Source organism: Streptomyces sp. NPDC048521, assembly GCF_043199855.1.
Classification (GTDB): domain Bacteria; phylum Actinomycetota; class Actinomycetes; order Streptomycetales; family Streptomycetaceae; genus Streptomyces.
The window spans coordinates 77310-98400 of sequence record NZ_JBICWR010000025.1 but is presented as its reverse complement, the minus strand read 5'-3'; the positions used below and the strand labels follow the sequence as shown (position 1 = coordinate 98400).

Here is a 21091-nt window from a genome sequence, read left to right as displayed (position 1 = left end):
TGGGCCGCGCCCCAGGCCCACACGATCGCGGGGGGGGGCGGCCCCGCGGGGGGGGGGGGGGGGGCCGGGCGGGGGGGGGGGGGGCCGCCCCCGGCCCCCCCCCCCCCCCCCCCCCCCCCCCCCCCCCCCCCCCGGGCCGTGGTCGAACTACTCGCCGGGGTGGGCGAGTTCGATGTCGTGGCCGTCGACTCCGGTGCCGGAGACGGTCAGGGCCGTGGCCACCGGCGGGTAGCCCGTGGCGATGACGGTGTACTCGCCGCTGTCCAGGTCGGTGAAGGCGTACGCCCCGTCCGAACCGGTGGTGGCCGAGCCGACCACGTTGCCCGCCTGGTCGACCAGCGTCACCCGGGCGTCGGCCAGCGGACCGTGCGGGGCCTTCACGACACCCTGCAGCCGGGCACCGGCGTCCAGGTCGACCTCGATCCGGGTGACCCCGGTGGCGCCGACCTCGACCGGCAGCGCGCGGGGCCGGAACCCGCTCGCGTTGACCGCGACGGTCACCACGCCCGGCACCAGCTCGCCGAAGGCGAACTCGCCCTGCTCCCCGGTGGCGGCGGTGGCCAGCAGGTCACCGCGCACATCGGTGACGATCACCATCGCGTCCTTGACCGGCAGCGCGCTCCCGGCGGCCCGGACCACACCGGTCAGCCCGCTGGTGCCGCTGAGCAGGATGTCGTACGACAACGGCTCCTCGCCCACCATGACGGTGGAGGCCTGCGGCTGGTAGCCGTCGGCGGAGGCGATCAGGACGTAGCTGCCCGCGCCCGGGGCGTGCACCGCGTAGGAGCCGTCGGTGTGGGCGACCGAGCGGCCCAGCTGGCGGCCGGACAGCGAGATCAGGGTGACCGCGGCCTGCGGGACCGGGGCGCTCTCGGCGCCGCGGACGAAGCCGTGCACCGGGGTACCGCCGGACGCTCCGGGCTCCGCCACCGTGGCGACGGCCGTCAGCTGCCGGGTGGCCGTGGCGGTGTCCGTGCTCTCGGCGACCGGAGCGGCGGCGACCGCGGCCGGGACCGGCTCGGCGACCGGGGCCTGGGCCTCGGCGACGACGGGGGCGGCGGCCGGGTCGGCCACGGGGGCCTCGCCGCCGGCGGCCTGCGCGAGCGCGCCCTGGGTCTTCAGCGGGACCTCCTTGATGAACAGCGTGATGAGGAAGGCGACGGCGGCGAGGCAGCCGGCGATCAGGAAGACGTCGGCGATGCCGTGGCCGTAGGCGCTCTCCAGCAGCGTCCGGATGGGGGCCGGCAGCTTGTCCATGTCCGGGATGCTGTCGGTGGAGCCGGAGCCCCCGGCCAGGGCGGCCTGGTACTTGGGGCTGAGCGTGGAGACGCCGTCCTTGACGTAGTCGGTGATCTTGTGGGCCATCACCGCACCCAGCGCGGAGACGCCGACCGCACCGCCGAGGGAGCGGAAGAAGGTCACCGTGGAGCTGGCCGAGCCGAGGTCGGAGGGGGCCACCTGGTTCTGCGTGGCGAGCACCAGGTTCTGCATCATCATGCCGATGCCGAGGCCCAGCAGGGCCATGTAGATGGCCATCTTCCAGTAGTCGGTGTCGTACCGGATGCCGCCGAGCAGCAACAGGCCGGCCGTCACCAGCACGCCACCGCTGACCAGCCACGCCTTCCAGCGGCCGGTGCGGGTGATGAACTGACCCGAGACGGTCGAGGAGACGAACAGACCGCCGATCATCGGGATGGTCAGGACGCCCGACATCGTGGGGGACTTGTCGCGGGCCAGCTGGAAGTACTGGCTGAAGAACACGGTGCCGGAGAACATCGCGATACCGACGAACAGCGAGGCCAGCGACGCGAGCGTGATCGTGCGGTTCTTGAACAGGCGCAGCGGGATGATCGGCTCGCTCGCCTTGGCCTCGATGAGCACGAACAGCGCGCCGAGGACGATCGAACCGCCGACCATCGCGTACGTCTGCCAGGAGATCCAGTCGTACTTGTCACCGGCGAAGGTGACCCAGACCAGCAGCAGCGAGACGGCCGCGGAGATGAAGGTGGCGCCGCCCCAGTCGACCTTGACCTCCCGCTTGACCACGGGCAGGTGCAGGGTCTTCTGCAGCACGATCAGCGCGATGACCGCGAAGGGGACGCCGACGTAGAAGCACCAGCGCCAGCCCAGCCAGGAGGTGTCGGTGATGACACCGCCGAGCAGCGGGCCGCCGACGGTGGCGACGGCGAAGGTGGCACCGAGGTAGCCGGAGTACCGGCCGCGCTCGCGCGGGGAGATCATCGCCGCCATGACGATCTGCGCCAGGGCGGACAGACCGCCGACGCCGATGCCCTGGAACACCCGGAAGGTGATCAGCATGCCGGGGTTCTGCGACAGACCTGCCGCCATCGAGGCGACCACGTAGATGATCAGCGCTATCTGGACGAGCGCCTTCTTGCTGTACAGGTCGGCGAGCTTGCCCCACAGGGGAGTGGCCGCGGTCATCGACAGCAGGGCGGCGGTGACCACCCAGGTGTAGGCGGACTGACCGCCGCCGAGGTCACTGATGATCTCCGGCAGGGCGTTGGAGACGATCGTGGACGACAGGATCGCCACGAACATGCCGAGCAGCAGCCCGGACAGGGCCTCCATGATCTGCCGGTGCGTCATCGGGGCGTGACCTGAGCCTCCCCCGTGCTTGGCGTGAGCCCGCACACCGGCTGGTGTGGTCGTTGCCATGGGCTTCCTTTTCTTACGTGCTTGCGGGTGTACGGGTGGTCTCTTCGAACACGGGGGCGGCTGCGGAGGCGTGCCGGACCGGGGCGGACCGGCAGTCGCCGAAGGACGCGCGCAGGCGCGTCATCAGCCGGGTCAGCTGGCCGACGTCCTCGTCGGTCCAGTCGGCGAGCCGCTCGGAGAGCAGACGCGTGGTCCGCCGGGACAGCTCGTCGAGCTGCTCGAGCCCCTCGGGTGTCAGCCGCAGGATGCGCGAGCGCTTGTCCGCGGGGTCCGGGGACCGCTCGATCCAGCCGCGTGCGGCGACGTGCGCGACATGCCGGCTGGTCACCGACATGTCCACGGCGAGCAGCTCCGCGAGCTTGCTCATGCGCATGTCTCCGTGGCGGCCGAGCAGCGTCAGCACGGCGGCCGAGCCGGCCGGGCAGTCGGGCGGCAGGATCCGCCCCATGTCCCGGTTCACGGCCCCGACGGCACTGAGCTGACGCGCCAGCTCTTCGAATTGCGCCTGCTCGGCCATCACACCTCCCGTATTCGTTGCTTGGGGCAACCATAAGTCTGCTTGGTTGCTGCAGGCAAACAAATCGGGGTCCGCTGACGCAAAAACTTGGCAAAGGCAAGTATTGCGAGTGTAAATGCGCAGGTGGTCCCCGGGCGGCGTGCCCCCGTCTGTCCCGGTGGCCCCGCACTTGGGTCGGTCCCCTGGATTCGCTAGGGTCTCGGGGCATGGCTAACACCCAGGGCCCCCAGGGCAATTACGACCCCGCCGGCAGCACCCAGATGTTCCGCGCGTTCGTCGACGAGGCTCCCCAGGCGCGGCAGCAGCAGGCGGCCGCCTCCTCCGGTCCCCGGATCGGCCTGATCATCGGTGTCATCGTCGCGCTCGCGGTGGTGGCCGGCGTCGCCTGGCTGGCGCTGAAGTAGGGATCACTCCCACCGGACGGACGCGTCCCGCCTCTCGATGTGCAGGCCGAGCGGGACGCGTCAGGCATCGACGCACACCGTCCAGACGCGGTCCGTGCGCACCCCCGGCCCGATCGGTACCGGCAGGTCCTCGGTCGGCTCGACCGTCCCCGAGCCGACGCCCCCCGCGCCGCTGATGTGCGTCCCGAACGTCACCGGACCCGAACGCACCGCCATGTCACGGGAGTTGTGGCAGGCGACGGTCACCTTCTGGCACCCGCGCTTGTCCGTGTCCCGGTCGCGGGCTCTGCCCAGGAGAGGTCGTCGGTGACGCGGGCGGGGCCGTGGTGCGGCCGGGAGCCGGGGCGGTCGAGGCGCGCGCCGGTGTCGTGCGGCCGGGCCCACCGTCCGTGCCACCGGTCGGCCCCGGGGTGGCGACGGGGGTGTCCTCGCCCTTGCCGGATGCGCCGTCCCGCGCGGACCGTTGGGGGACCCGCCGGTCCGCTCCCGGCTGTTGGTGCCAGCCGAACCGGCAATGCCGGACCGGCAATGCCGGACCGTAAGTTGCCGCCTCCGTCACCGCCTTCGCCGTGCCCTCCGTCGAGCGGCACCAGCGTCACCGAGCCGCTGGGAGCGGCGGCCGGACCGCTTCGCCCCGCACCGCCCCCCGCGCCGACCGCGATATGACTGCCGCCCGGGCCACCGTCACCGCGCGCGGCCACCACCCCGCCCAGACGGACGACGGCCGCCGACGCTGCCGTAACGGCGCCTCGGCGGCCACCTGTCCATGTCGTCGTACGAAACATCCCGGTATGAAGCACCCCCGGCCATGACGGCGCAGCAGCCGGCCGACGACAGAGTCCCGGCTCTTCCGACCGCCGCACTCCCGGCGGAGCGCTCGGCGCTCAGTCGGAGATCAGGCCCTCCCGCAACTGGGCCAGGGTCCGGGTCAGCAGCCGGGAGACGTGCATCTGGGAGATGCCGACCTCCTCGCCGATCTGCGACTGGGTCATGTTGGCGAAGAAGCGCAGCATGATGATCCGGCGCTCGCGCGGCGGGAGCTTGGCCAGCAGCGGCTTGAGGGACTCGCGGTACTCCACGCCCTCCAGCGCGCTGTCCTCGTAGCCGAGGCGGTCGGCCAGCGAGCCCTCGCCGCCGTCGTCCTCGGGGGCCGGGGAGTCGAGCGAGGAGGCGGTGTAGGCGTTGCCGACCGCGAGGCCGTCGACCACGTCCTCCTCGGAGACGCCGAGCACCGCGGCCAGTTCCGTCACCGTCGGGGAGCGGTCCAGCTTCTGGGACAGCTCGTCGCTGGCCTTGGTGAGGGCCAGGCGCAGCTCCTGGAGCCGGCGCGGGACGCGCACCGACCAGGAGGTGTCGCGGAAGAACCGCTTGATCTCCCCGACGACCGTCGGCATCGCGAAGGTGGGGAACTCCACGCCCCGTTCGCAGTCGAAGCGGTCGATCGCCTTGATCAGGCCGATGGTGCCGACCTGGACGATGTCCTCCATCGGCTCGTTGCGGGAGCGGAAGCGGGCGGCCGCGTAGCGGACCAGCGGCAGGTTCAGCTCGATCAGGGTGTCCCGGACGTAGGCCCGCTCGGGGCTGTCCTCACCGAGTGCGGCGAGCCGCAGGAAGAGGGAGCGGGACAGGGTGCGGGTGTCGATGTCCGCCGAGACCTGCACGGCGGGGGCGGCCTCCATGGGCTCGGCGGAGGGACCGGCCGGGGCCGGCACGGCGTCGAGGGCCGTGACGTCGAGGACGTCGAGAGCGTCGAGAGCGTCGAGCTCCTTGGGCGCTGCCTCGCTCAGCGTGGGCGTCAGCACCTTCGAGCTGCCCTGTTCTGCGGACATGCCACCCCCTTTGGGTCGCGGGACGGTCGCGGCGGTGCTGCCTTTCGAGCAACGCAGCCTTCACCTGAATACCGGAGCCGGAGCCACGGCAAACGCGCTTCCCGCAGAATGTCACATGTCGGCAACGCGCTGTAGTGACATGTCGACATGCGAGATGTGAATCCGCCCTGGAAAGAGGGGGTCTGACGCTTTTTCGGAGCGCGGTTGTCGGCAACCGCGCTGGTGAGCGATTCGCTCGTGCCGGTTACCGATCGCTCGAGTATGCGATGCAATGCTGTTCGGGCCGTGCTTCCGTGCGCCCGCTATGCATCGGCCGAACACCCCCCGTGCACCGGTCCGACCACGGCTGTGTCCGCAGGGCTATGCGTCGATCCGATTCGCGGAGCGCAGCCGCTGGAAGCTACGGGCGAGCAGCCGTGAGACATGCATCTGGGAGACGCCGAGTTCCGCGCTGATCTGAGACTGGGTGAGATTGCTGTAGTAGCGCAGCAGAAGGATTCGCTGTTCCCTCTCGGGCAGTTGGACGAGGAGATGGCGGACCAGGTCGCGGTGTTCCACGCCGTCCAGGGCCGGGTCCTCGTAGCCGATGCGGTCCAGCAGCCCGGGCAGTCCGTCGCCCTCCTGCGCGGCCTCCAGCGAGGTGGCGTGGTACGACCGGCCCGCCTCGATGCAGGACAGCACCTCCTCCTCGCTGATGCGGAGCCGCTCGGCGATCTCGGCGGTGGACGGCGAGCGACCGAAGGCCGTGGTGAGGTCCTCGGTCGCGCTGTTGACCTGTACCCACAGCTCGTGCAGCCGGCGCGGTACGTGGACCGTGCGGACGTTGTCCCGGAAGTACCGCTTGATCTCCCCGACCACGGTCGGCATCGCGAAGGTCGGGAACTGCACCCCCCGGTCCGGATCGAAGCGGTCGATGGCGTTGATCAGCCCGATGGTGCCGACCTGGACCACGTCCTCCATCGGCTCGTTGCGGGAACGGAAGCGGGCGGCCGCGTAGCGCACCAGTGGGAGGTTCGCCTCGATCAGCGCTCCCCGCACCCGGTTGTGCTCCGGAGTGCCCGGCTTGAGCTCCTTCAGCTCGGCGAAGAGCACCTGCGTGAGGGCCCGGGTGTCGGCGCCACGGCGCTTCTCGGGAGCCGGAGGGGCCGGGGCGGGCGCCTCCTCCTGGGGCGGCGCAGTACTGGCCGACACGGTCAACGCCACCTCTTCTTCGGTCAATCATCCGTCAAAAGCGGTCATAGCATCACAAGACATGTGCACTGTGTGCAAGCACCGTATAACGCCGTGTTGTGGCCGTATTTCGAGAAGTTGGGGCTCGGGACGCACGAGAGCCCCCCGCCGTGCCGACGGGGGGCTCGTGGGCGGAAGGGCTCAGAACTCGTAGTCGGCGATCACCCACGTGGCGAACTCGCGCCACAGCGCGACGCCGGCCTGGTGCGCCGGGTGCTCCAGGTAGCGCTTGAGGGCGTCCGCGTCCTCGACGGCCGAGTTGATCGCGAAGTCGTAGGCGATCGGCCGGTCGCTGATGTTCCAGGCGCACTCCCAGAAGCGCAGCTCCTCGATCTGGCCGCCGAGGGCCTCGAAGGCCTCCACGCCCGCCACGACCCGCGGATCGTCGCGCTCGACGCCCTGGTTGAGCTTGAAGAGGGCCAGGTGGCGGATCATGGGGGGTACCTCAGCTCTTTCCTCCGTGGGCGACCCAGGTCATGAAGTCGCCTATGGCCTTGGCGGCGTCCGATATGCCCTCGAAGCCTATCTGGACGTAGTCGGCCGCCTTGGCCGGGTCCGTGATGATCACGTACAGCGCGAAGACCACGAGCGCGTACACGGCGATCTTCTTGGCGTTCACCGCCACCGCGGCCTCCCCTGTGCCTCTGCCTCGTGGGCCCCTGCTGCCGGCGGCGAGTGTAACCTTCACGCCTCTTTCGGGGGCCAACGGCCCGCCGCCGCAGGTCTTTTGCCGGGCCTGCGCGGGCGGTGCGGAGTCCTCTGCCCGGGCATGCGAAAGGCCCCCGTCAGGCATGCGAAAGGACCCCGTCGCGAGACGGGGTCCTTTTTCGAGCGGTAGCGGAGGGATTTGAACCCTCGGTGACTTGCGCCACACTCGCTTTCGAGGCGAGCTCCTTCGGCCGCTCGGACACGCTACCGAGGGAGACCTTACAGCAAGGTGGGGCATCGTTTGAAATCGGTATTCAGCGGTCCCGGAAAAACTCCGTGAGGAGATGGGCGCAGTCCTCCGCGAGAACGCCCTCGATGACCTCGGGCCGGTGGTTGAGCCGGCGGTCACGGATCACGTCCCACAGGGAGCCGGCCGCGCCCGCCTTGTCGTCCCGGGCGCCGTAGACGACCCGGTCCACCCGTGACTGCACGATCGCACCCGCGCACATCGTGCACGGTTCCAGGGTGACCACCAGCGTGCAGCCGGTCAGCCGCCACTGCCCGAGCCTCGCGGCCGCCCGCCGGATCGCGAGGACCTCCGCGTGCGCCGTGGGATCGCCGGTGGCCTCGCGCTCGTTGTGCCCGGCTGCGAGCACCGTCGTACCGTCCGGGGACAGCACGACGGCGCCGACCGGGACGTCCCCGCCCCGGACGGCCCGTTCGGCCTCCTCCAGCGCGAGCCGCATCGCGGCCCGCCAGCGGTCGCGCACCGGGTCCGGTACGCCTGCCGTGCCGTCGGGGTCCTGAGCGGTCAGCGGACGGTCTCCAGCACCTCCGAGGCACCCAGGGCCTCGGCGATCGAGTTGAGCGCGTCGTCGGCGTCCAGGGCGCGCAGTTCCTTCTCGCCGATGCCCAGGTCGTCGAGGATCTCGCTGTCGCCCACCGGGCTGTGCGGCACGGCGTCGGCGGCAGCACCCTCTTCCTCGTCGCCGTCCTCGGACTCACCGTCCTCCGTGCCGTCGAGGTCGAGGGCGTCCAGGTCCGGGCCGTCGTCGGCGCCGGGTTCCCGGCCGAGCAGTTCGTCGGTGAGCAGCAGCTCACCGTAGGCGCTGCGGGCGGCGGCTGCGGCGTCCGAGACGTAGATGCGAGGGTCGTCCTCGCCGTCCACGCGGACGACACCGAACCAGGAGTCCTCCTGCTCGATCAGGACGAGCACCGTGTCCTCGTCGGGAGAGGCTTCCCGGGCCAGGTCGGCCAGATCCGACAGGGTCTCCACATCGTCGAGCTCTGTGTCGCTCGCTTCCCACCCGTCTTCGGTGCGCGCGAGCAGTGCGGCGAAGTACACCGTGACTCTCCCACTGGTCATAGGCGTGCCGGTTGGGGGTCCCCCCGGCGGAGGTACATGAGCGGGGAGAGCTTGGGCTCCGAGCCCCACCCACTCGGAATCGTGGCAGAAACAAGGCGTTCAGGGGACGTCTTCGGCTCCCTGTGTCTGGCTGTTTCGATCGTGCATCCGTCATCGACTCAGCAGCGCACTCATTGCCGCCACCTGCGGATCGTACGCGGCTTTTCCCGGCACTCACGCACTCCCACCGCGCGAACACCGGCGCGGGCGTGGATCCACCGGATCGCCAACTTCCTTATCGGGCCTTGCTCACGGCTTTCCTCCCTACCAGCGGAACGTCCGCATCCGCATCGCGTGGCGCAGCCGTGCGGCCTTGGCGCGTCGCGGCTGGACCCTTGCGCGCAGCGCGCGTGCCTCGGCGAGGTCGCGCAGGAACTGGGCGCGCCGGCGCCGGCGCTCGGCGTCCGTCTCGGGCGCCGGGGGACCGCAGGCCGCGGCGTCGGCCCGCGCGGAGCCGGCCATCGCGGACTCGTCCGCGTCCCCGGTGGCCCCGGGCGCGTCCTCAGGAAGATCAGGCAGGTCAGACACGTCACACCACCCCAGTCCGTCCCTCCCACTTTCCCTCGGACGGACGGTTTGACGCCAGGACCAGGGGGTGCCGGAGCGCAGGTACCGTTATGGGCATGCGTCTCCACGTCGTCGACCATCCCCTGGTCGCCCACAAGCTCACCACGCTGCGCGACCGGCGCACGGACTCCCCGACCTTCCGCAGGCTCGCCGACGAACTGGTCACCCTGCTCGCCTACGAGGCCACGCGGGACGTGCGCACCGAAGCGGTCGACATCGACACGCCGGTGGCCACCACCACCGGCGTCAAGCTCGCCCGGCCCCGCCCGCTGGTCGTGCCGATCCTGCGGGCCGGTCTCGGCATGCTGGACGGCATGATGCGGCTGCTGCCGACGGCCGAGGTGGGCTTCCTGGGCATGATCCGCAACGAGGAGACGCTGCAGGCCTCCACGTACGCCACGCGCATGCCGGAGGACCTCTCGGGCCGCCAGGTGTACGTCCTGGACCCGATGCTGGCCACGGGCGGCACACTGGTCGCGGCGATCCAGGAGCTGATCAAGCGCGGCGCCGACGATGTGACGGCCGTGGTCCTGCTGGCCGCCCCCGAGGGCGTCGAGGTCATGGAGCGCGATCTGGCGGGCACCCCGGTGACGGTGGTCACGGCGGCGGTGGACGACCACCTCAACGAGCACGGCTACATCGTCCCGGGCCTCGGCGACGCGGGCGACCGGCTGTACGGCGCGGCGGAATAACCGAACCGCCGAGCGCCCCGGAGGGGCGCGGGGAACTGCGCGACCAGCCGGGACGGCCCGCGGCCGACGACCACGCGCAGTTCCCGGCACTCGGCCGGTGAACCTCAGCAGCCCTTCTTCGCCGGATCCGCCGAAGGCACCGGCGCACTGAGCTGGGCGAGGGCATGATCGGCGGACGCCTGCTTGTCCAGGGCCTTGAACCCGTTCCCGAGGATCAGATCCAGGACGGCCCCCTTGCGCCCGGCGTCGACGCGGGTTTCGGCGCCGGTCAGCTGGGTGGCGAGCACCGGCAGCGAGGTGTTCCGCGCGGAGGCGGGGCCGAGGAGTATCCCGGTGCCCTTGACCTTCTTGTCGAACTCCTTGGACGCGTTGCCCACGTCACCGATCTTGAAGCCGCGCTTCTTCAGCTCGTCCGCGGTGTTCTTGGCGAGCCCGCTGCGCTTGGTGGCGTTGTAGACGTTCACGGTGATCGTGCCGGGCTTGGGCAGCGCTACGGCCCGGGTGGCGTGCGCGGCCTCGGTGCGGCAGTTCGCCGCGGTGCCGGATGCCGAGGACTTCTTGCCGCCGCCCGTGAAGACGTCGATGAGCTGCAGGGTGCCCCAGCCGACGAGACCGAGCGCCGCGACGGACGCCACCACGGCGGCCACGAGCCTGGCATGGCGCCGGGGCGGTCGCATGCGCGGGTATGTGTCCCCCGTGATCCGGTACTTGCCACCCATGCCGGGGGGAGTCAGCATGCTCATGAGCGCAGCGTAGTGCGCCGGGGCGGCGATGCCTATCTGATGATCAGCCGATGCCGCTCAGCGGAACCCGAAAGGGCCAACGGTCGTGTGGCACCGGGTCAGTCGAGTTCGAGCACGCGCGCGTGCAGCACCTGGCGCTGCTGGAGGGCCGCGCGGACCGCGCGGTGCAGGCCGTCCTCCAGGTACAGGTCGCCCTGCCACTTCACGACGTGCGCGAAGAGGTCGCCGTAGAACGTCGAGTCCTCCGCCAGCAGCGTCTCCAGATCGAGCTGCTGCTTGGTGGTCACGAGCTGATCGAGGCGGACCGGGCGCGGCGCGACGTCCGCCCACTGCCGGGTGCTTTCCCGGCCGTGGTCGGGGTACGGCCGGCCGTTTCCGATGCGCTTGAAGATCACACGGAAAGCCTACCGGCCCAGACGTTCCGGGCGCAGCCATGGCGGCGGAGTGCACCGCTTGAAAAGGTGCCGCAAAACAGTCAAATGGGCTAGTACCGGGAGCGGGGGCGGGAGCTGAGCGGCAGCGAGACCGTGCCGCCCACCACCCCACCGAAGGCCGCCGCGCCCTCGGCCGAACCGGATCACCCTCGGGTACGCCTTCGCCGCTCCCGCCCTCGGCCTCGGCACGCTCCTGTGCGAGGGCGCCCACGGAGTCCCGGACGGGCCCGGCGGACGCGGCCGGGTCATCGTTCCACGGCCGTTGTGCACAGGCTGTGGACCGCGGGTCGGCGTACGGGAGGCTGAGCGCACGGCCCGAGGAGCAGCCCCCTCGCGAGGAGCCGAGGGCCGAGGCCCCCGAGGAGCAGCCGTCGCCGGCCGAACAGGTAGTGAGCAGCGGCAGGTTCAGGTCCCCGGCCCGCTCGGGCGTCACCCGGACCGGCCGCGAGATCGCCCGCCTTCTGTGCGGCACGGCGCGGCGGAGGCGCCGACCCGCCCCCGCCGGTTCCGGTTCAGCGGTCCCGTTCCTCGGGTGGCCGCTGCGGCTGCTGTTGCCGCGTGTCCGGCTTGGCCGCCGTACCGCGTCGGGCCTCAGCGCGCAGCAGGGCGCGCAGGACGGCGTAGGGGTCCATGGGCATGGCTGTGCTCCTTGCGTCGAGCCGACTGACCTGGGCGGGGCGCGGGTCTGTCAGCAGCGCAGGACCACCGTGCGCAGCAGGGGAGTGGCGTACGGCGCCCTCGGCGTGCCGGGGCACGGATGTGTCGCGGGCCGGGCGGGCGCCGGGTCGGGGAGGGGAGCGGGGCGCTCGGGCACGTCGGACCGGTGCACGGCGCGGGCGGACGGCCGCAGGACGGTGTCGAGGACGTCGTGCTCGGCGGTCTCGGCGGCCACGCCGAGGGCCGGGGCCGCTTGGGCCTGCACATGGGCACCGGGCACCCACAGGGCCAGGAGCAGCACGAGCACCCGCAGCCAGGTACGGCCCCGGGGGATGCTCGTGGTCCTGCTCACGGCTGGTCTCTCCCCGGGGCGGGCGCGGAACGCAGCACTCCGGCCGCGGGATTCGCTTGCTCGGCGTAGCCGGGGGGCGTGAGGTGGCCGACGGTCACACCGTCTGCGGTACATGCTGGGCCCGGCCGCGCATGCCGAAGGCGGTGATGATCTCCACGACCCCCACCGCGACCAGCCAGATGCCGCCTACGAGGGTCAGCACGGCGACGGACTCGAAGGGCGAGTCGATGAGCACGATGCCGGCGACGAAGGTCAGCACCCCGAGGAAGATCTGCCATCCGCGGGCGGGCATCCGGGAGTCGGAGGCCGCGGCCAGCGTCTGGGTGATGCCGCGGATCAGCCAGCCGATGCCGATCCACAGGGCGAGCAGCAGGGTCGACTGCATGGGCCCGCGGAAGCAGAACAGGCCGAGCAGGATCGACAGGGCACCGCTGATGAAGGCCAGCACGCGCAGCGAGGTCGCCTTGTGCGTGCCGAACGCGGACACCAGCTGGAAGACGCCGCTGATCACGAGGTAGAGGCCGAAGAGGACACCGGCCGCGAACAGGGAGGCGCCGGGCCAGATCAGGACCAGGATCCCCAGGATCAGCGAGGCGATGCCGGTCACCAGGACCACCTGCCAGGCGGCCCGCGACAGGGCGTGCAGGGGGCCCTCCAACGGCGGTTCGGGCTCGTGGTGCCCGCTCGTCGCGCGTGCCGTGTGGACGTGCCGGTCGTCGTACTCGCGGCCCCATTCGGGGCCGCTGTTCGGTGCCTCGGTCATGGTCCATGCTGGGAACGCGGCAGACGGCCCCGCCACCCGGGTGGGCCGACCGGCGTACCCCTTACGGCGACCCGCCCGGCGTGTCCCGCAGGGGTCGGCGACCGGGTGTTGCCTTCAGGGATTCGGCGTTCAGGGGTGCCGTTACGGGTGGGCGTTCAGGCGTGCCTCTACGCGTGGGTGACCAGGCGTTCCCTGGTCCGGTGCGCCGACCGGCGTATCCCTTACGGTGGCTCGGCCCAGCCCCGGCCGATCACTTATCGCTCGGCCCACCCGGGGTGTCCGCTGCTCGCCGGCCACCCCGGCTACTTGCCCGCGGCCTTGGCGGCCTTCGCCGCCGCCTTCATCTCCTGCTTGTGGGCGCGCACCTTGGCCAGTGACTCCGGCCCGGTGATGTCGGCGACGGACCGGAAGGACTTCGCCTCGCCGTACGCGCCCGCGGCCTCCCGCCAGCCCTGGGGCGTGATCCCGAGCTGCTTGCCGAGCAGCGCGAGGAAGATCTGTGCCTTCTGCCGGCCGAACCCCGGCAGGTCCTCCAGCCGCTTCAGCAGCTCGGCCCCGCTGCCGACGCCCCGCCAGACGGCCTCCGCGTCCCCGTCGTAGTGCTCGACCAGGTACTGGCACAGCTGCAGGATGCGCTTGGCCATCGAGCCCGGGTAGCGGTGCACGGCGGGCTTCTCGGAGAGCAGCGCGGCGAAGGCCTCGGGGTCCATCGCGGCGATCTCGTGCGCGTCCAGGTCCTCGGCCCCGAGCCGGTCCGTGATGGTCCGGGGCCCCTTGAACGCCCACTCCATCGGCACCTGCTGGTCGAGCAGCATCCCCACCAGCGCGGCGAGCGGGGAGCGCCCGAGCAGCGCGTCGGCCTCCGGGTCCTGGGCGAGATGCAGAGTGACGTCCATGCGTCGATGATCCCCCGCCCCGCCTCGCCCCGCGCGCCCGCCTGGGTCCGCGCCCCCGTCTCGCCCCGCGCGCCCGTCTTGCCCCGCGTGCCCGCCTCGCCCCGTGTGCCCGTCTCGGTCCGCGTGCCTGCCAGGTCGCGGCTGTACGTCAGCCCCGCGCCCCGCTCGGCCCGCGCATCGGCCTCGGTGACGGTGGACACGCAGTGCTTCGTGCGCAGCAGGCGGAGGACCGCGCCTTCCCGACCCGGGCCCTGCCCCACGGCCCCTTCACCGCCCGCGTACGATTCCCCTACAAGAAATTAGGCAACGCTGGCGATCACGTCGTACACGCTGCTGGCCCTGGACCGGCGCCGGATCGTGGTGGACCCGGACGTCCGCAACGCCAAGGCCCTCGCCCGCCTCGAACGCCAGGGCTTCCGGCGCGGGTCGGCGGTCGTCCTCCCCGAGGTGGACCTCCCCGACGTCCACCTCCCGGAGAAGCGCGCCCAACTGGCGTTCCTGGGCCGGGAGGTAGCCTTCCCCGGGTGACGAGGCCCGACGAATCGACGCCTGACGGGACACCGCGTGGCGGGACACCGCCTGAGGGGACACCGCCTGAGGAGACACCGCTCGGCGGGACGACGCCGCGGGAACTGATCGCGCACTACGGACTGGAACCCATCCCGCGCGAGGGCGGTCTGTTCCGGCGTACCTGGGCGGGACCCGAACGGCCGGACGGCCGACCCGAGGGCTCCGCCATCGTCGCGCTGCTCACCGCGGACGACTTCTCCGCCCTGCACCGCCTGCCCTCCGACGAGGTGTGGCACCACTACCTGGGCGACCCGCTCCACCTCCTTCTCCTCGCCCCCGACGGCACGACCCGGACCGCCGTCCTGGGCCCCGCACCGCGGTCCGGACAGCACGTCCAGCTGACCGTGCCGGCCGGCACCTGGATGGGCGCGCGCGTCGCCCCGGGCGGCGCCTGGACCTTCTTCGGCTGCACGATGGCGCCCGGATTCACCTACGCGGACTACGAACACGGCAACGCCGAGGAGCTCACGGCGCGTTACCCCTCCGAGGCCGCGCTGATCAGGCGACTGTGCCGCCCATGAGCCTGCTCGACGGACAGACCGCCCTGGTGACCGGCGCGGGCGGCGGCATCGGCCGCGCCATCGCCCTGCGCTTCGCCCAGGAGGGCGCGGCGGTGGCCCTCCACTGCCGTACGGCGCTCGACGCGGCCGGGGAAGTGGCCGCGCGCATCCGGGACATGGGCGGCGAGGCGGTCGTACTGCGGGCGGACCTGACGGACGAGGACGCCTGCCACCGCCTGATCCGGCAGACCACGGACTGGTCCGGCGGCCGCCTCACCGCCCTCGTCAACAACGCGGCCGTCCAGCCGGTCCAGCCCTTGCCCGGCATGACGGCGGCCGAGTGGCGCACGGTGGTCGACACCAACCTCACCAGCGTGTTCGCCTGCACCCAGGCCGCCGCCGCGCACCTGCGCGCACACGGCGGCGGCACCATCACCCACATCGCCTCCATCGAGGCCGGCCACCCCGCCCCCGGCCACGCCCACTACGGCGCGGTCAAGGCGGCGGTGGTGACGCACGCCCGCGCGGCGGCCCTGGAGTACGGCCCGGCCGGCATCCGCGTCAACACGGTCTCGCCCGGCCTCATCGAGCGGGAGGGTCTGGCGGAGGCCTGGCCGGACGGCGTGCGCCGCTGGCTCGCCGCCGCCCCCACCGGCCGCCTCGGCCGTCCCGAGGACGTCGCCGACGCCTGCGTCTTCCTGGCCTCACCGCTCGCCTCCTGGATCACCGGCCACGACCTCGTGGTCGACGGCGGTGTGACGGCCCGCCCGACGTGGTGAGCACACAGCCGGTCCTCCGTACGTAAGACGTGGTGAGCATGACGCGGTGAGCACGACAGCCGGTCCCTCCGTACGTATACGGAGGGCCTGCGGAGCCCCATGGCTGCGGAGGGGCGCGGGCGGACGGCCATCCCGGTCGGCGGGCGGTCGGACGGCCCGGGGCAACCGGGCGGAGGACCGGCCGGACGGCGGGCGACCGGACGGCGGCCACCGAGCGGGCGGACGACGGGACGCTCCGCCGGTGGAGGAAGACTCCGCGGGCCGGCGGACGACGGGAGGGGCGCGGTGCGGGACGGACGCCGATGGCTGGGGCGGCTGACGCTGCTCTGCGCGGGCATGCTGCTGGTGCTGTTCGGTGCGGCGGCGCCCGCCTCCGCCCACGCGGCCCTGCGGGGGACCGACCCCGCCGACGGGGCCCTCCTCAGGGCGGCACCCCGGTACCTGACCCTCACCTTCACCGAGTCGGTGGGTCTGCTCACCGACTCCTTCCGGGTCTACGACCCCGAGAACCACCGCGTCCGCACCGGCCCCGCCGACCACGCCCCCGGCCGCTCCGACACGGCCCGCGTCGCCCTCCCCGCCAAGCCGGCCGAGGGCACCTACACGGTCGCCTGGCGGGTGGTGTCGGCCGACAGCCACCCGGTGTCCGGCGCGCTCACCTTCTCGATCGGCAAACGCACGGCGACGACGGCGAGCCCGGCACCGGACCGCACGGAGAACCCCGCCACCACGGCCCTGTACACCATCGCGCGCTACCTCGCCTACCTCTCCGTGGCCCTCCTCCTGGGCGCGGCGGCGTTCGTGGCCTACTGCCGTCCGCCCACGACCGCCCCGCTGCGCACCCCCGCCCGGGCCGCCGCCGGCACGCTCCTCGCCTCGACGACGGCCCTCCTGCTGCTGCGGGCGCCGTACGAGGAGGGCACCTCCCCGGCGAACGCCCTGTCGCTGTCCTCCCTCGCCCACACGGTGACGACCCGGCCCGGGGAACTGCTGCTCGCCCGCCTGGTCCTGCTGCTGGTGGCCGGAGCCGTCGCGGTGCTCCCGAGGACGCGCCGCACCAAGCCCCCGCGCCGCGTCACCCTGGTGTCGGCAGCGGTGTTCTCCGTGGTCCTCTCGCTGACCTGGGCGGCGGCCGAGCACGCCTCGGCGGGCGTCCAGGTCCCCCTGGCGATCACCTCGGCCGCCCTGCACCTGCTGGCCATGGCGGCCTGGCTCGGCGGCCTGGCCGCGCTGCTGCGCACGCTGCACCGCACCTCACCGACGCCGGTCACGGTCCTCACCCGCTTCTCCGGCCTCGCCCTCACCGCCGTGACGGTCCTGGCCCTGACCGGCGTCTACCAGTCCTGGCGAGGCCTCGGCTCCTGGCAGGCGCTCACGGACACGACGTACGGCCGTACCCTGCTGGCCAAACTGGCGGCGGTGACCGCGCTGCTCCTGGCGGCCGCCTGCTCCCGCACCTGGACCGCCCGCCTGGCCCGGGCGGGCGCGCCGGGGGCGACCGCCCTCGCCCGCGTCCCCGAGCCGGCCACCGGCCCTGCTCTCCCCCCGGAGCAGTCCCCGCCCGTGCCGCACCCCGCGGTCTCCTGGCGCCTGCTGCGCCGCTCGGTGCTGGCCGAAGCGGCCGTGGGCGTACTGGTCCTGGTCCTGACGACGCTCCTGACCAGCACGCTGCCCGGCCGCGCCGCCATCGAGGCAGCGGACTCCGGCGCGACCACGGCGGGCGTCCCGACGGCGTCCGTCACGACGATCCCGTTCGACGTCGGCACACCCGGCGGCCGCGGCACGGTGCAGGTCACCCTGGACCCGGGCCGGGTCGGCGGGAATTCCGTGCAGGCGGTGGTCTACGGCCCCGACGGCGGCCTGGCCACCGTCCCCGAACTCCGCGTCGCCCTCACCCTCCCCGCCCGGCGGCTCGGCCCCCTGGACACCAAGGTCACGGACCGCGGCGGCTACTGGGCCACCGACTCCTTCGCCCTGCCCATGCCGGGGACCTGGACGATGAAGGTGACGGTCCGGGTGTCGGAGGTGGACCAGGTGACGGTGTCCCGCCCGGTACGGGTGACGCGCTAGGCCGGGTCCACGGAGGCGTGGACCCGGCCGGGAGCAGCGGAAGGGCGGCCCGCGGGCCTAGCCCAGCGGGGTGTCGGCCCAGGGAAGCGACGAGGGCTCGACGGGGCTCTGCGGCCGGGCCGGCGGGGCCTCGTGGCAGGTGAACCCGAGCCGGGTCAGTGCCCTGCTGACTTCGCTCGCCGTGAAGTCACGCCGGTCCTGCCGGGTGATCACCTGCCCGACCTGCTTGACCGGGTAGATCCGGCGGCCGATGGTCACGCACGACCCGATGGCGGGCTCGGGCGGGATGCCCTCCATCGACTGCTCGACCTCGCTCTTGACCAGGTCGAAGGGGAAACGGGCGATGACGCAGCGCATGGTGCCTCCACGGGGAGCGGGTCGGGGTGTGACGGGAGGCGGGGGCCGGCCCACCGTCGGTTCGCGTGGCTATCCGGTCGTGCGCGAGTGGGGACGCCGGGACCGCCCGCCGCGGCCGCGCCCGGTGGACCGGGTCCGCTCGGGGCGTTCGGCGGCCGGGACGGCGAGCGTGATGGGCACTCCGGAGGGCGTCCGGGCACCGGTGATACGGCTCAGGTCGGCCCCGCCCGGGCGGACCCGGGTGGTGTGGGGGGTGATGCCGGCGTCGGCCATCAGCCGGTCCACCGTGCGCCGCTGGTGCGGCAGGACCAGTGTCACGACGGTGCCGGACTCGCCGGCGCGGGCGGTACGGCCGCCACGGTGCAGGTAGTCCTTGTGGTCACCGGGCGGGTCGACGTTCACGACGAGATCGACGTTGTCGACGTGCAGGCCGCGGGCGGCGACGTTGGTGGCCACCAGAACGGTCACCTGGCCGTCCTTGAACTGGCCGAGGGTCCGGGTGCGTTGCGGCTGGGACTTGCCGCCGTGCAGGGCCGAGGCGCGCACGCCGACCGACAGCAGGTGCTTGGCCAGTCGTTCCGCCGCGTGCTTGGTGTCCAGGAACATGATCACCCGCCCGTCGCGAGCGGCGATCTCGGTGGCGGTGGTGTGCTTGTCGTCGTCGCGCACGTGCAGCAGGTGGTGCTCCATCGTGGTGACCGCGCCCGCCGACGGGTCCACCGAGTGCACCACGGGGTCGTGCAGGTAACGGCGCACCAGCAGGTCGATGTTGCGGTCGAGGGTGGCCGAGAACAGCAGTCGCTGGCCATCGGGACGCACCTGGTCGAGCAGGGTGGTCACCTGCGGCAGGAAGCCCATGTCGGTCATCTGGTCGGCCTCGTCCAGCACGGTGACCGCCACGTGGTGCAGCCCGCAGTCGCCCCGCTCGATGAGGTCCTTGAGACGGCCGGGGGTGGCGACGACGACCTCGGCACCGGCCCGCAGAGCGGCCGCCTGCCGGCCGATCGACATGCCGCCGACCACCGTGGCCAACCGCAGGCGCAGGGCCCGCGCGTAGGGGGTGAGCGCCTCGGTGACCTGCTGGGCGAGTTCACGGGTGGGTACGAGGACGAGGGCGAGCGGCTGCCGGGGTTCGGCCCGTCGGCCGTCCAGGCGGGCCAGCAGCGGCAGTCCGAAGGCGAGTGTCTTGCCCGAACCCGTGCGGCCGCGGCCCAGGACGTCCCGGCCGGCCAGCGAGTTGGGCAGGGTCGCCGCCTGGATCGGGAAGGGCACGGTCACGCCTTCGGCGCGCAGCGCGGCCTGCAGACGCTCGGGCAGCTCGAGGTCGGTGAACGCCTCCACCGCCGGCAGTGCCTCGGTGAGAGTGGTGGGAAGGGCGAATTCACCGCGGGGCGCGGCGGGCCGGGATCGCCGCGAGCTCTGGCCGCTCTTTCCGGCGAAAACGGGACGGGACCCTTGCCGTCCTTGCGGGCTCGTCCCCCGCGAACGGAACCGGGAGGAGTCGTCGCCGGTACGGCGGGTGCGGTTCATCGGGGACCTTCCTCGATGCGTGCGGCACGTGTCGAGGAATTCCTTTCGGCGGTGCGGAACCGCGGGAGAATTCGCAAGAAAGAGCCGAAGGGAAACGGAAACCTGGGGGTGGGGGCAAAGAAACGGGCTGGGACCCGCGCCCCAAGAGCGCGGGCCCCAGCCACGTCGTACGCGTCAGCGTCAGGCGGGAACGATGTTCTCGGCCTGCGGGCCCTTCTGGCCCTGCGTGACGTCGAAGGTCACCTTCTGGCCCTCCTGAAGCTCGCGGAAGCCGGAGGTGGCGATGTTCGAGTAGTGCGCGAACACGTCGGCGCCGCCGCCGTCCTGCTCGATGAAGCCGAAGCCCTTTTCCGCGTTGAACCACTTCACGGTGCCAGATGCCATATTGAATCTCCCTTGGGGGCAGTGCCGGGATCCGCACTGTGCGGACCCCGAGTCGCCGCGATGATCACCCCTCCGGAAGACCCGGAAAGACCCGGAGGAATCACGAGGAAGCTCCGGCCAATCAAAACTGCAACTGTTATCACGGTAACACAGGCACCCCCAGGTCGGCCGTGTTTACCGTAATTCTCCGCCGGCGGTGGTGGGGAAACTCGTGGCGCGCGGCATGTAACTCTGCAACGGCCGGAACAGATATTCTCCCGACCGAGCCGCCGTGCGCTCACGAACGGCCGTTGCCGCCGGAACCGTCCAGCTTGCGGCGCATCTCCTCGTTCAGCCGGAGGGTGCCCTCCAGCTGGTCCTCGAGGAGGATGATGCGGCACGCGGTTTCGACGGGTGTGCCCTGGTCGACGAGTTCACGGGCGCGGGCGGCGACACGCAGCTGGTGGCGGGAGTAGCGGCGGTGGCCACCCTCCGAGCGCAGGGGAGTGATCAGTTTCGCCTCGCCGATGGCCCGCAGGAAGGCCGGGGTGGTGCCGAGAACGGCGGCGGCACGCCCCATCGTGTAGGCGGGGTAGTCGTCGTCGTCGAGGTTGCCGGCGGTGGAGTTCTCGGCGGGCATGGCACCTTCGTCTTGGGGTCCACTGGCGAGGGGTCGTGATGCTCACCACCGTAGCGTCGGCGGGCCGGCCACCGGTCCGGACGAACGCCGGAGGGCGGGACGAACGCCAAAGGGCCGGACCGCTTGTGCGGTCCGGCCCTCTGGGCTGGCGGAGGATACGAGATTCGAACTCGTGAGGGGTTGCCCCCAACACGCTTTCCAAGCGTGCGCCCTAGGCCTCTAGGCGAATCCTCCGCCGGAAACATTACATGACCGAGGGGAGTGCTCGCGAACCCGTTCCCGCAGGCCCGCATCGGGTACTGCCCGCGGGCCGCGATCGGGTACTGTGGGCGCAGCCCCTCACGCGGCGCTATCTGACTGAACTCCCCCAGGGCCGGAAGGCAGCAAGGGTAGGTCGGCTCTGGCGGGTGCGTGGGGGGCGCTTGCGTTCCCGGGGCTCTGCGGGCGGAGCCCGTTGTCAGTGGGC

At 72.2% G+C, this 21091-nt stretch carries 25 protein-coding genes, 2 tRNA genes, 1 other RNA gene and 1 pseudogene; 7 read left to right on the top strand and 22 right to left on the bottom strand.

The features are described 5' to 3' along the window. Nucleotides 1–147 precede the first annotated feature (147 nt). On the bottom strand, nt 148–2679 hold the full coding sequence (locus ACGFRF_RS37500; protein WP_393747863.1) for an MFS transporter: 2532 nt from the start codon (nt 2677–2679) through the stop codon (nt 148–150). Nucleotides 2680–2692: 13 nt separating this feature from the next. Next, nucleotides 2693–3196 (bottom strand): MarR family winged helix-turn-helix transcriptional regulator, encoded by a 504-nt coding sequence (locus ACGFRF_RS37495; RefSeq protein WP_393747861.1) that lies wholly within the window; start codon nt 3194–3196, stop codon nt 2693–2695. 206 nt (nt 3197–3402) lie between these two features. On the opposite strand from ACGFRF_RS37495, the gene ACGFRF_RS37490 reads away from it, so the two are divergent. Continuing rightward, nucleotides 3403–3600 (top strand): hypothetical protein, encoded by a 198-nt coding sequence (locus tag ACGFRF_RS37490; protein WP_393747859.1) that lies wholly within the window; start codon nt 3403–3405, stop codon nt 3598–3600. Nucleotides 3601–3660: 60 nt separating this feature from the next. Here the strand turns inward: ACGFRF_RS37490 and ACGFRF_RS37485 are convergent, their stop codons facing one another. The 9 genes from ACGFRF_RS37485 to ACGFRF_RS37445 all read right to left on the bottom strand — a co-directional run bounded on the left by ACGFRF_RS37485 (nt 3661) and on the right by ACGFRF_RS37445 (nt 9240). Next, nucleotides 3661–3846: a hypothetical protein gene (locus tag ACGFRF_RS37485; protein WP_393747857.1), complete on the bottom strand. Its 186-nt coding sequence runs from the start codon at nt 3844–3846 to the stop codon at nt 3661–3663. Between the two features lie 638 nt (nt 3847–4484). Then, on the bottom strand, nt 4485–5429 hold the full coding sequence (locus ACGFRF_RS37480; RefSeq protein ID WP_393747855.1) for an RNA polymerase sigma factor SigF: 945 nt from the start codon (nt 5427–5429) through the stop codon (nt 4485–4487). Nucleotides 5430–5789: 360 nt separating this feature from the next. Further along, on the bottom strand, nt 5790–6626 hold the full coding sequence (locus ACGFRF_RS37475) for an RNA polymerase sigma factor SigF (RefSeq protein ID WP_393747877.1): 837 nt from the start codon (nt 6624–6626) through the stop codon (nt 5790–5792). 174 nt (nt 6627–6800) lie between these two features. Further along, nucleotides 6801–7094: a Dabb family protein gene (locus ACGFRF_RS37470; RefSeq protein WP_393747853.1), complete on the bottom strand. Its 294-nt coding sequence runs from the start codon at nt 7092–7094 to the stop codon at nt 6801–6803. 10 nt (nt 7095–7104) lie between these two features. Next, a complete protein-coding gene (locus ACGFRF_RS37465; RefSeq protein ID WP_366016427.1) occupies nt 7105–7284 on the bottom strand; it encodes a hypothetical protein in 180 nt (59 codons plus the stop codon). 207 nt (nt 7285–7491) lie between these two features. Continuing rightward, nucleotides 7492–7576: transfer RNA gene (locus ACGFRF_RS37460), tRNA-Ser, on the bottom strand. A gap of 45 nt (nt 7577–7621) precedes the next feature. Continuing rightward, a complete protein-coding gene (tadA, locus tag ACGFRF_RS37455) occupies nt 7622–8053 on the bottom strand; it encodes a tRNA adenosine(34) deaminase TadA (RefSeq protein ID WP_393747875.1) in 432 nt (143 codons plus the stop codon). 65 nt (nt 8054–8118) lie between these two features. Beyond that, entirely contained in the window at nt 8119–8652 is a 534-nt protein-coding gene (locus ACGFRF_RS37450; protein WP_393747873.1) for a hypothetical protein, read from the bottom strand. Nucleotides 8653–8976: 324 nt separating this feature from the next. After that, complete coding sequence (locus tag ACGFRF_RS37445; RefSeq protein WP_393747851.1) at nt 8977–9240, bottom strand: hypothetical protein; 264 nt, start codon at nt 9238–9240, stop codon at nt 8977–8979. 95 nt (nt 9241–9335) lie between these two features. Between ACGFRF_RS37445 and upp the strand changes: the two genes are divergently transcribed. After that, entirely contained in the window at nt 9336–9971 is a 636-nt protein-coding gene (gene upp / locus ACGFRF_RS37440; protein ID WP_393747849.1) for a uracil phosphoribosyltransferase, read from the top strand. 104 nt (nt 9972–10075) lie between these two features. Here upp and ACGFRF_RS37435 read toward each other — a convergent pair whose 3' ends face one another. The 6 genes from ACGFRF_RS37435 to ACGFRF_RS37410 form a co-directional block, all read right to left on the bottom strand. Continuing rightward, nucleotides 10076–10714, bottom strand: a complete 639-nt coding sequence (locus ACGFRF_RS37435; RefSeq protein WP_393747847.1) for a LytR C-terminal domain-containing protein — start codon at nt 10712–10714, stop codon at nt 10076–10078. A 98-nt stretch (nt 10715–10812) separates the two neighbouring features. Then, nucleotides 10813–11109, bottom strand: a complete 297-nt coding sequence (locus ACGFRF_RS37430; RefSeq protein ID WP_004943146.1) for a type II toxin-antitoxin system VapB family antitoxin — start codon at nt 11107–11109, stop codon at nt 10813–10815. Nucleotides 11110–11660: 551 nt separating this feature from the next. Further along, a complete protein-coding gene (locus ACGFRF_RS37425) occupies nt 11661–11786 on the bottom strand; it encodes a hypothetical protein (RefSeq protein ID WP_393747845.1) in 126 nt (41 codons plus the stop codon). A 50-nt stretch (nt 11787–11836) separates the two neighbouring features. Further along, nucleotides 11837–12157, bottom strand: a complete 321-nt coding sequence (locus ACGFRF_RS37420; RefSeq protein ID WP_393747843.1) for a hypothetical protein — start codon at nt 12155–12157, stop codon at nt 11837–11839. 94 nt (nt 12158–12251) lie between these two features. Continuing rightward, nucleotides 12252–12920, bottom strand: a complete 669-nt coding sequence (locus tag ACGFRF_RS37415) for an HdeD family acid-resistance protein (RefSeq protein ID WP_393747841.1) — start codon at nt 12918–12920, stop codon at nt 12252–12254. 302 nt (nt 12921–13222) lie between these two features. Further along, entirely contained in the window at nt 13223–13816 is a 594-nt protein-coding gene (locus ACGFRF_RS37410) for an HhH-GPD-type base excision DNA repair protein (protein WP_393747839.1), read from the bottom strand. Between the two features lie 312 nt (nt 13817–14128). Between ACGFRF_RS37410 and ACGFRF_RS37405 the strand changes: the two are divergent. The 4 genes and pseudogenes from ACGFRF_RS37405 to ACGFRF_RS37390 all read left to right on the top strand — a co-directional run. Further along, a pseudogene (locus tag ACGFRF_RS37405) lies at nt 14129–14344 on the top strand (GNAT family N-acetyltransferase); the annotation flags it as partial. Nucleotides 14345–14448: 104 nt separating this feature from the next. Continuing rightward, on the top strand, nt 14449–14907 hold the full coding sequence (locus ACGFRF_RS37400) for a cupin domain-containing protein (RefSeq protein ID WP_393747871.1): 459 nt from the start codon (nt 14449–14451) through the stop codon (nt 14905–14907). Further along, entirely contained in the window at nt 14904–15665 is a 762-nt protein-coding gene (locus ACGFRF_RS37395; RefSeq protein WP_393747837.1) for an SDR family NAD(P)-dependent oxidoreductase, read from the top strand. The genes ACGFRF_RS37400 and ACGFRF_RS37395 overlap by 4 nt, the downstream gene beginning before the upstream one ends. 336 nt (nt 15666–16001) lie before the next feature. Next, a complete protein-coding gene (locus ACGFRF_RS37390; protein ID WP_393747869.1) occupies nt 16002–17735 on the top strand; it encodes a copper resistance protein CopC in 1734 nt (577 codons plus the stop codon). A 57-nt stretch (nt 17736–17792) separates the two neighbouring features. Here ACGFRF_RS37390 and ACGFRF_RS37385 read toward each other — a convergent pair whose 3' ends face one another. The 5 genes from ACGFRF_RS37385 to ACGFRF_RS37365 all read right to left on the bottom strand — a co-directional run bounded on the left by ACGFRF_RS37385 (nt 17793) and on the right by ACGFRF_RS37365 (nt 20859). Then, on the bottom strand, nt 17793–18092 hold the full coding sequence (locus ACGFRF_RS37385; RefSeq protein ID WP_393747835.1) for an SCO5918 family protein: 300 nt from the start codon (nt 18090–18092) through the stop codon (nt 17793–17795). Between the two features lie 69 nt (nt 18093–18161). After that, entirely contained in the window at nt 18162–19622 is a 1461-nt protein-coding gene (locus ACGFRF_RS37380; protein WP_393747833.1) for a DEAD/DEAH box helicase, read from the bottom strand. 180 nt (nt 19623–19802) lie between these two features. After that, the gene (locus ACGFRF_RS37375; protein ID WP_007383480.1) at nt 19803–20006 is read right to left on the bottom strand and encodes a cold-shock protein; all 204 of its coding nucleotides are present in this window, start codon (nt 20004–20006) and stop codon (nt 19803–19805) included. 277 nt (nt 20007–20283) lie between these two features. Further along, complete coding sequence (locus ACGFRF_RS37370) at nt 20284–20625, bottom strand: MerR family transcriptional regulator (RefSeq protein ID WP_393747831.1); 342 nt, start codon at nt 20623–20625, stop codon at nt 20284–20286. Between the two features lie 146 nt (nt 20626–20771). Further along, nucleotides 20772–20859 (bottom strand) — tRNA-Ser (locus ACGFRF_RS37365). Between the two features lie 96 nt (nt 20860–20955). Between ACGFRF_RS37365 and ffs the strand changes: the two genes are divergently transcribed. Next, nucleotides 20956–21054: signal recognition particle sRNA small type (gene ffs, locus ACGFRF_RS37360), an RNA gene on the top strand. The last annotated feature ends 37 nt before the right edge of the window (nt 21055–21091 follow it).

Coding starts and splice junctions, on each gene's coding strand:
- ACGFRF_RS37500 (WP_393747863.1), bottom strand. CDS start 2,679: ATGGCAACGACCACACCAGCCGGTGTGCGGGCTCACGCCAAGCACGGG.
- ACGFRF_RS37495 (WP_393747861.1), bottom strand. CDS start 3,196: ATGGCCGAGCAGGCGCAATTCGAAGAGCTGGCGCGTCAGCTCAGTGCC.
- ACGFRF_RS37490 (WP_393747859.1), top strand. CDS start 3,403: ATGGCTAACACCCAGGGCCCCCAGGGCAATTACGACCCCGCCGGCAGC.
- ACGFRF_RS37480 (WP_393747855.1), bottom strand. CDS start 5,429: ATGTCCGCAGAACAGGGCAGCTCGAAGGTGCTGACGCCCACGCTGAGC.
- ACGFRF_RS37470 (WP_393747853.1), bottom strand. CDS start 7,094: ATGATCCGCCACCTGGCCCTCTTCAAGCTCAACCAGGGCGTCGAGCGC.
- tadA (WP_393747875.1), bottom strand. CDS start 8,053: ATGCGGCTCGCGCTGGAGGAGGCCGAACGGGCCGTCCGGGGCGGGGAC.
- upp (WP_393747849.1), top strand. CDS start 9,336: ATGCGTCTCCACGTCGTCGACCATCCCCTGGTCGCCCACAAGCTCACC.
- ACGFRF_RS37435 (WP_393747847.1), bottom strand. CDS start 10,714: ATGAGCATGCTGACTCCCCCCGGCATGGGTGGCAAGTACCGGATCACG.
- ACGFRF_RS37425 (WP_393747845.1), bottom strand. CDS start 11,786: ATGCCCATGGACCCCTACGCCGTCCTGCGCGCCCTGCTGCGCGCTGAG.
- ACGFRF_RS37415 (WP_393747841.1), bottom strand. CDS start 12,920: ATGACCGAGGCACCGAACAGCGGCCCCGAATGGGGCCGCGAGTACGAC.
- ACGFRF_RS37410 (WP_393747839.1), bottom strand. CDS start 13,816: ATGGACGTCACTCTGCATCTCGCCCAGGACCCGGAGGCCGACGCGCTG.
- ACGFRF_RS37395 (WP_393747837.1), top strand. CDS start 14,904: ATGAGCCTGCTCGACGGACAGACCGCCCTGGTGACCGGCGCGGGCGGC.
- ACGFRF_RS37390 (WP_393747869.1), top strand. CDS start 16,002: ATGCTGCTGGTGCTGTTCGGTGCGGCGGCGCCCGCCTCCGCCCACGCG.
- ACGFRF_RS37385 (WP_393747835.1), bottom strand. CDS start 18,092: ATGCGCTGCGTCATCGCCCGTTTCCCCTTCGACCTGGTCAAGAGCGAG.
- ACGFRF_RS37380 (WP_393747833.1), bottom strand. CDS start 19,622: ATGAACCGCACCCGCCGTACCGGCGACGACTCCTCCCGGTTCCGTTCG.
- ACGFRF_RS37375 (WP_007383480.1), bottom strand. CDS start 20,006: ATGGCATCTGGCACCGTGAAGTGGTTCAACGCGGAAAAGGGCTTCGGC.
- ACGFRF_RS37370 (WP_393747831.1), bottom strand. CDS start 20,625: ATGCCCGCCGAGAACTCCACCGCCGGCAACCTCGACGACGACGACTAC.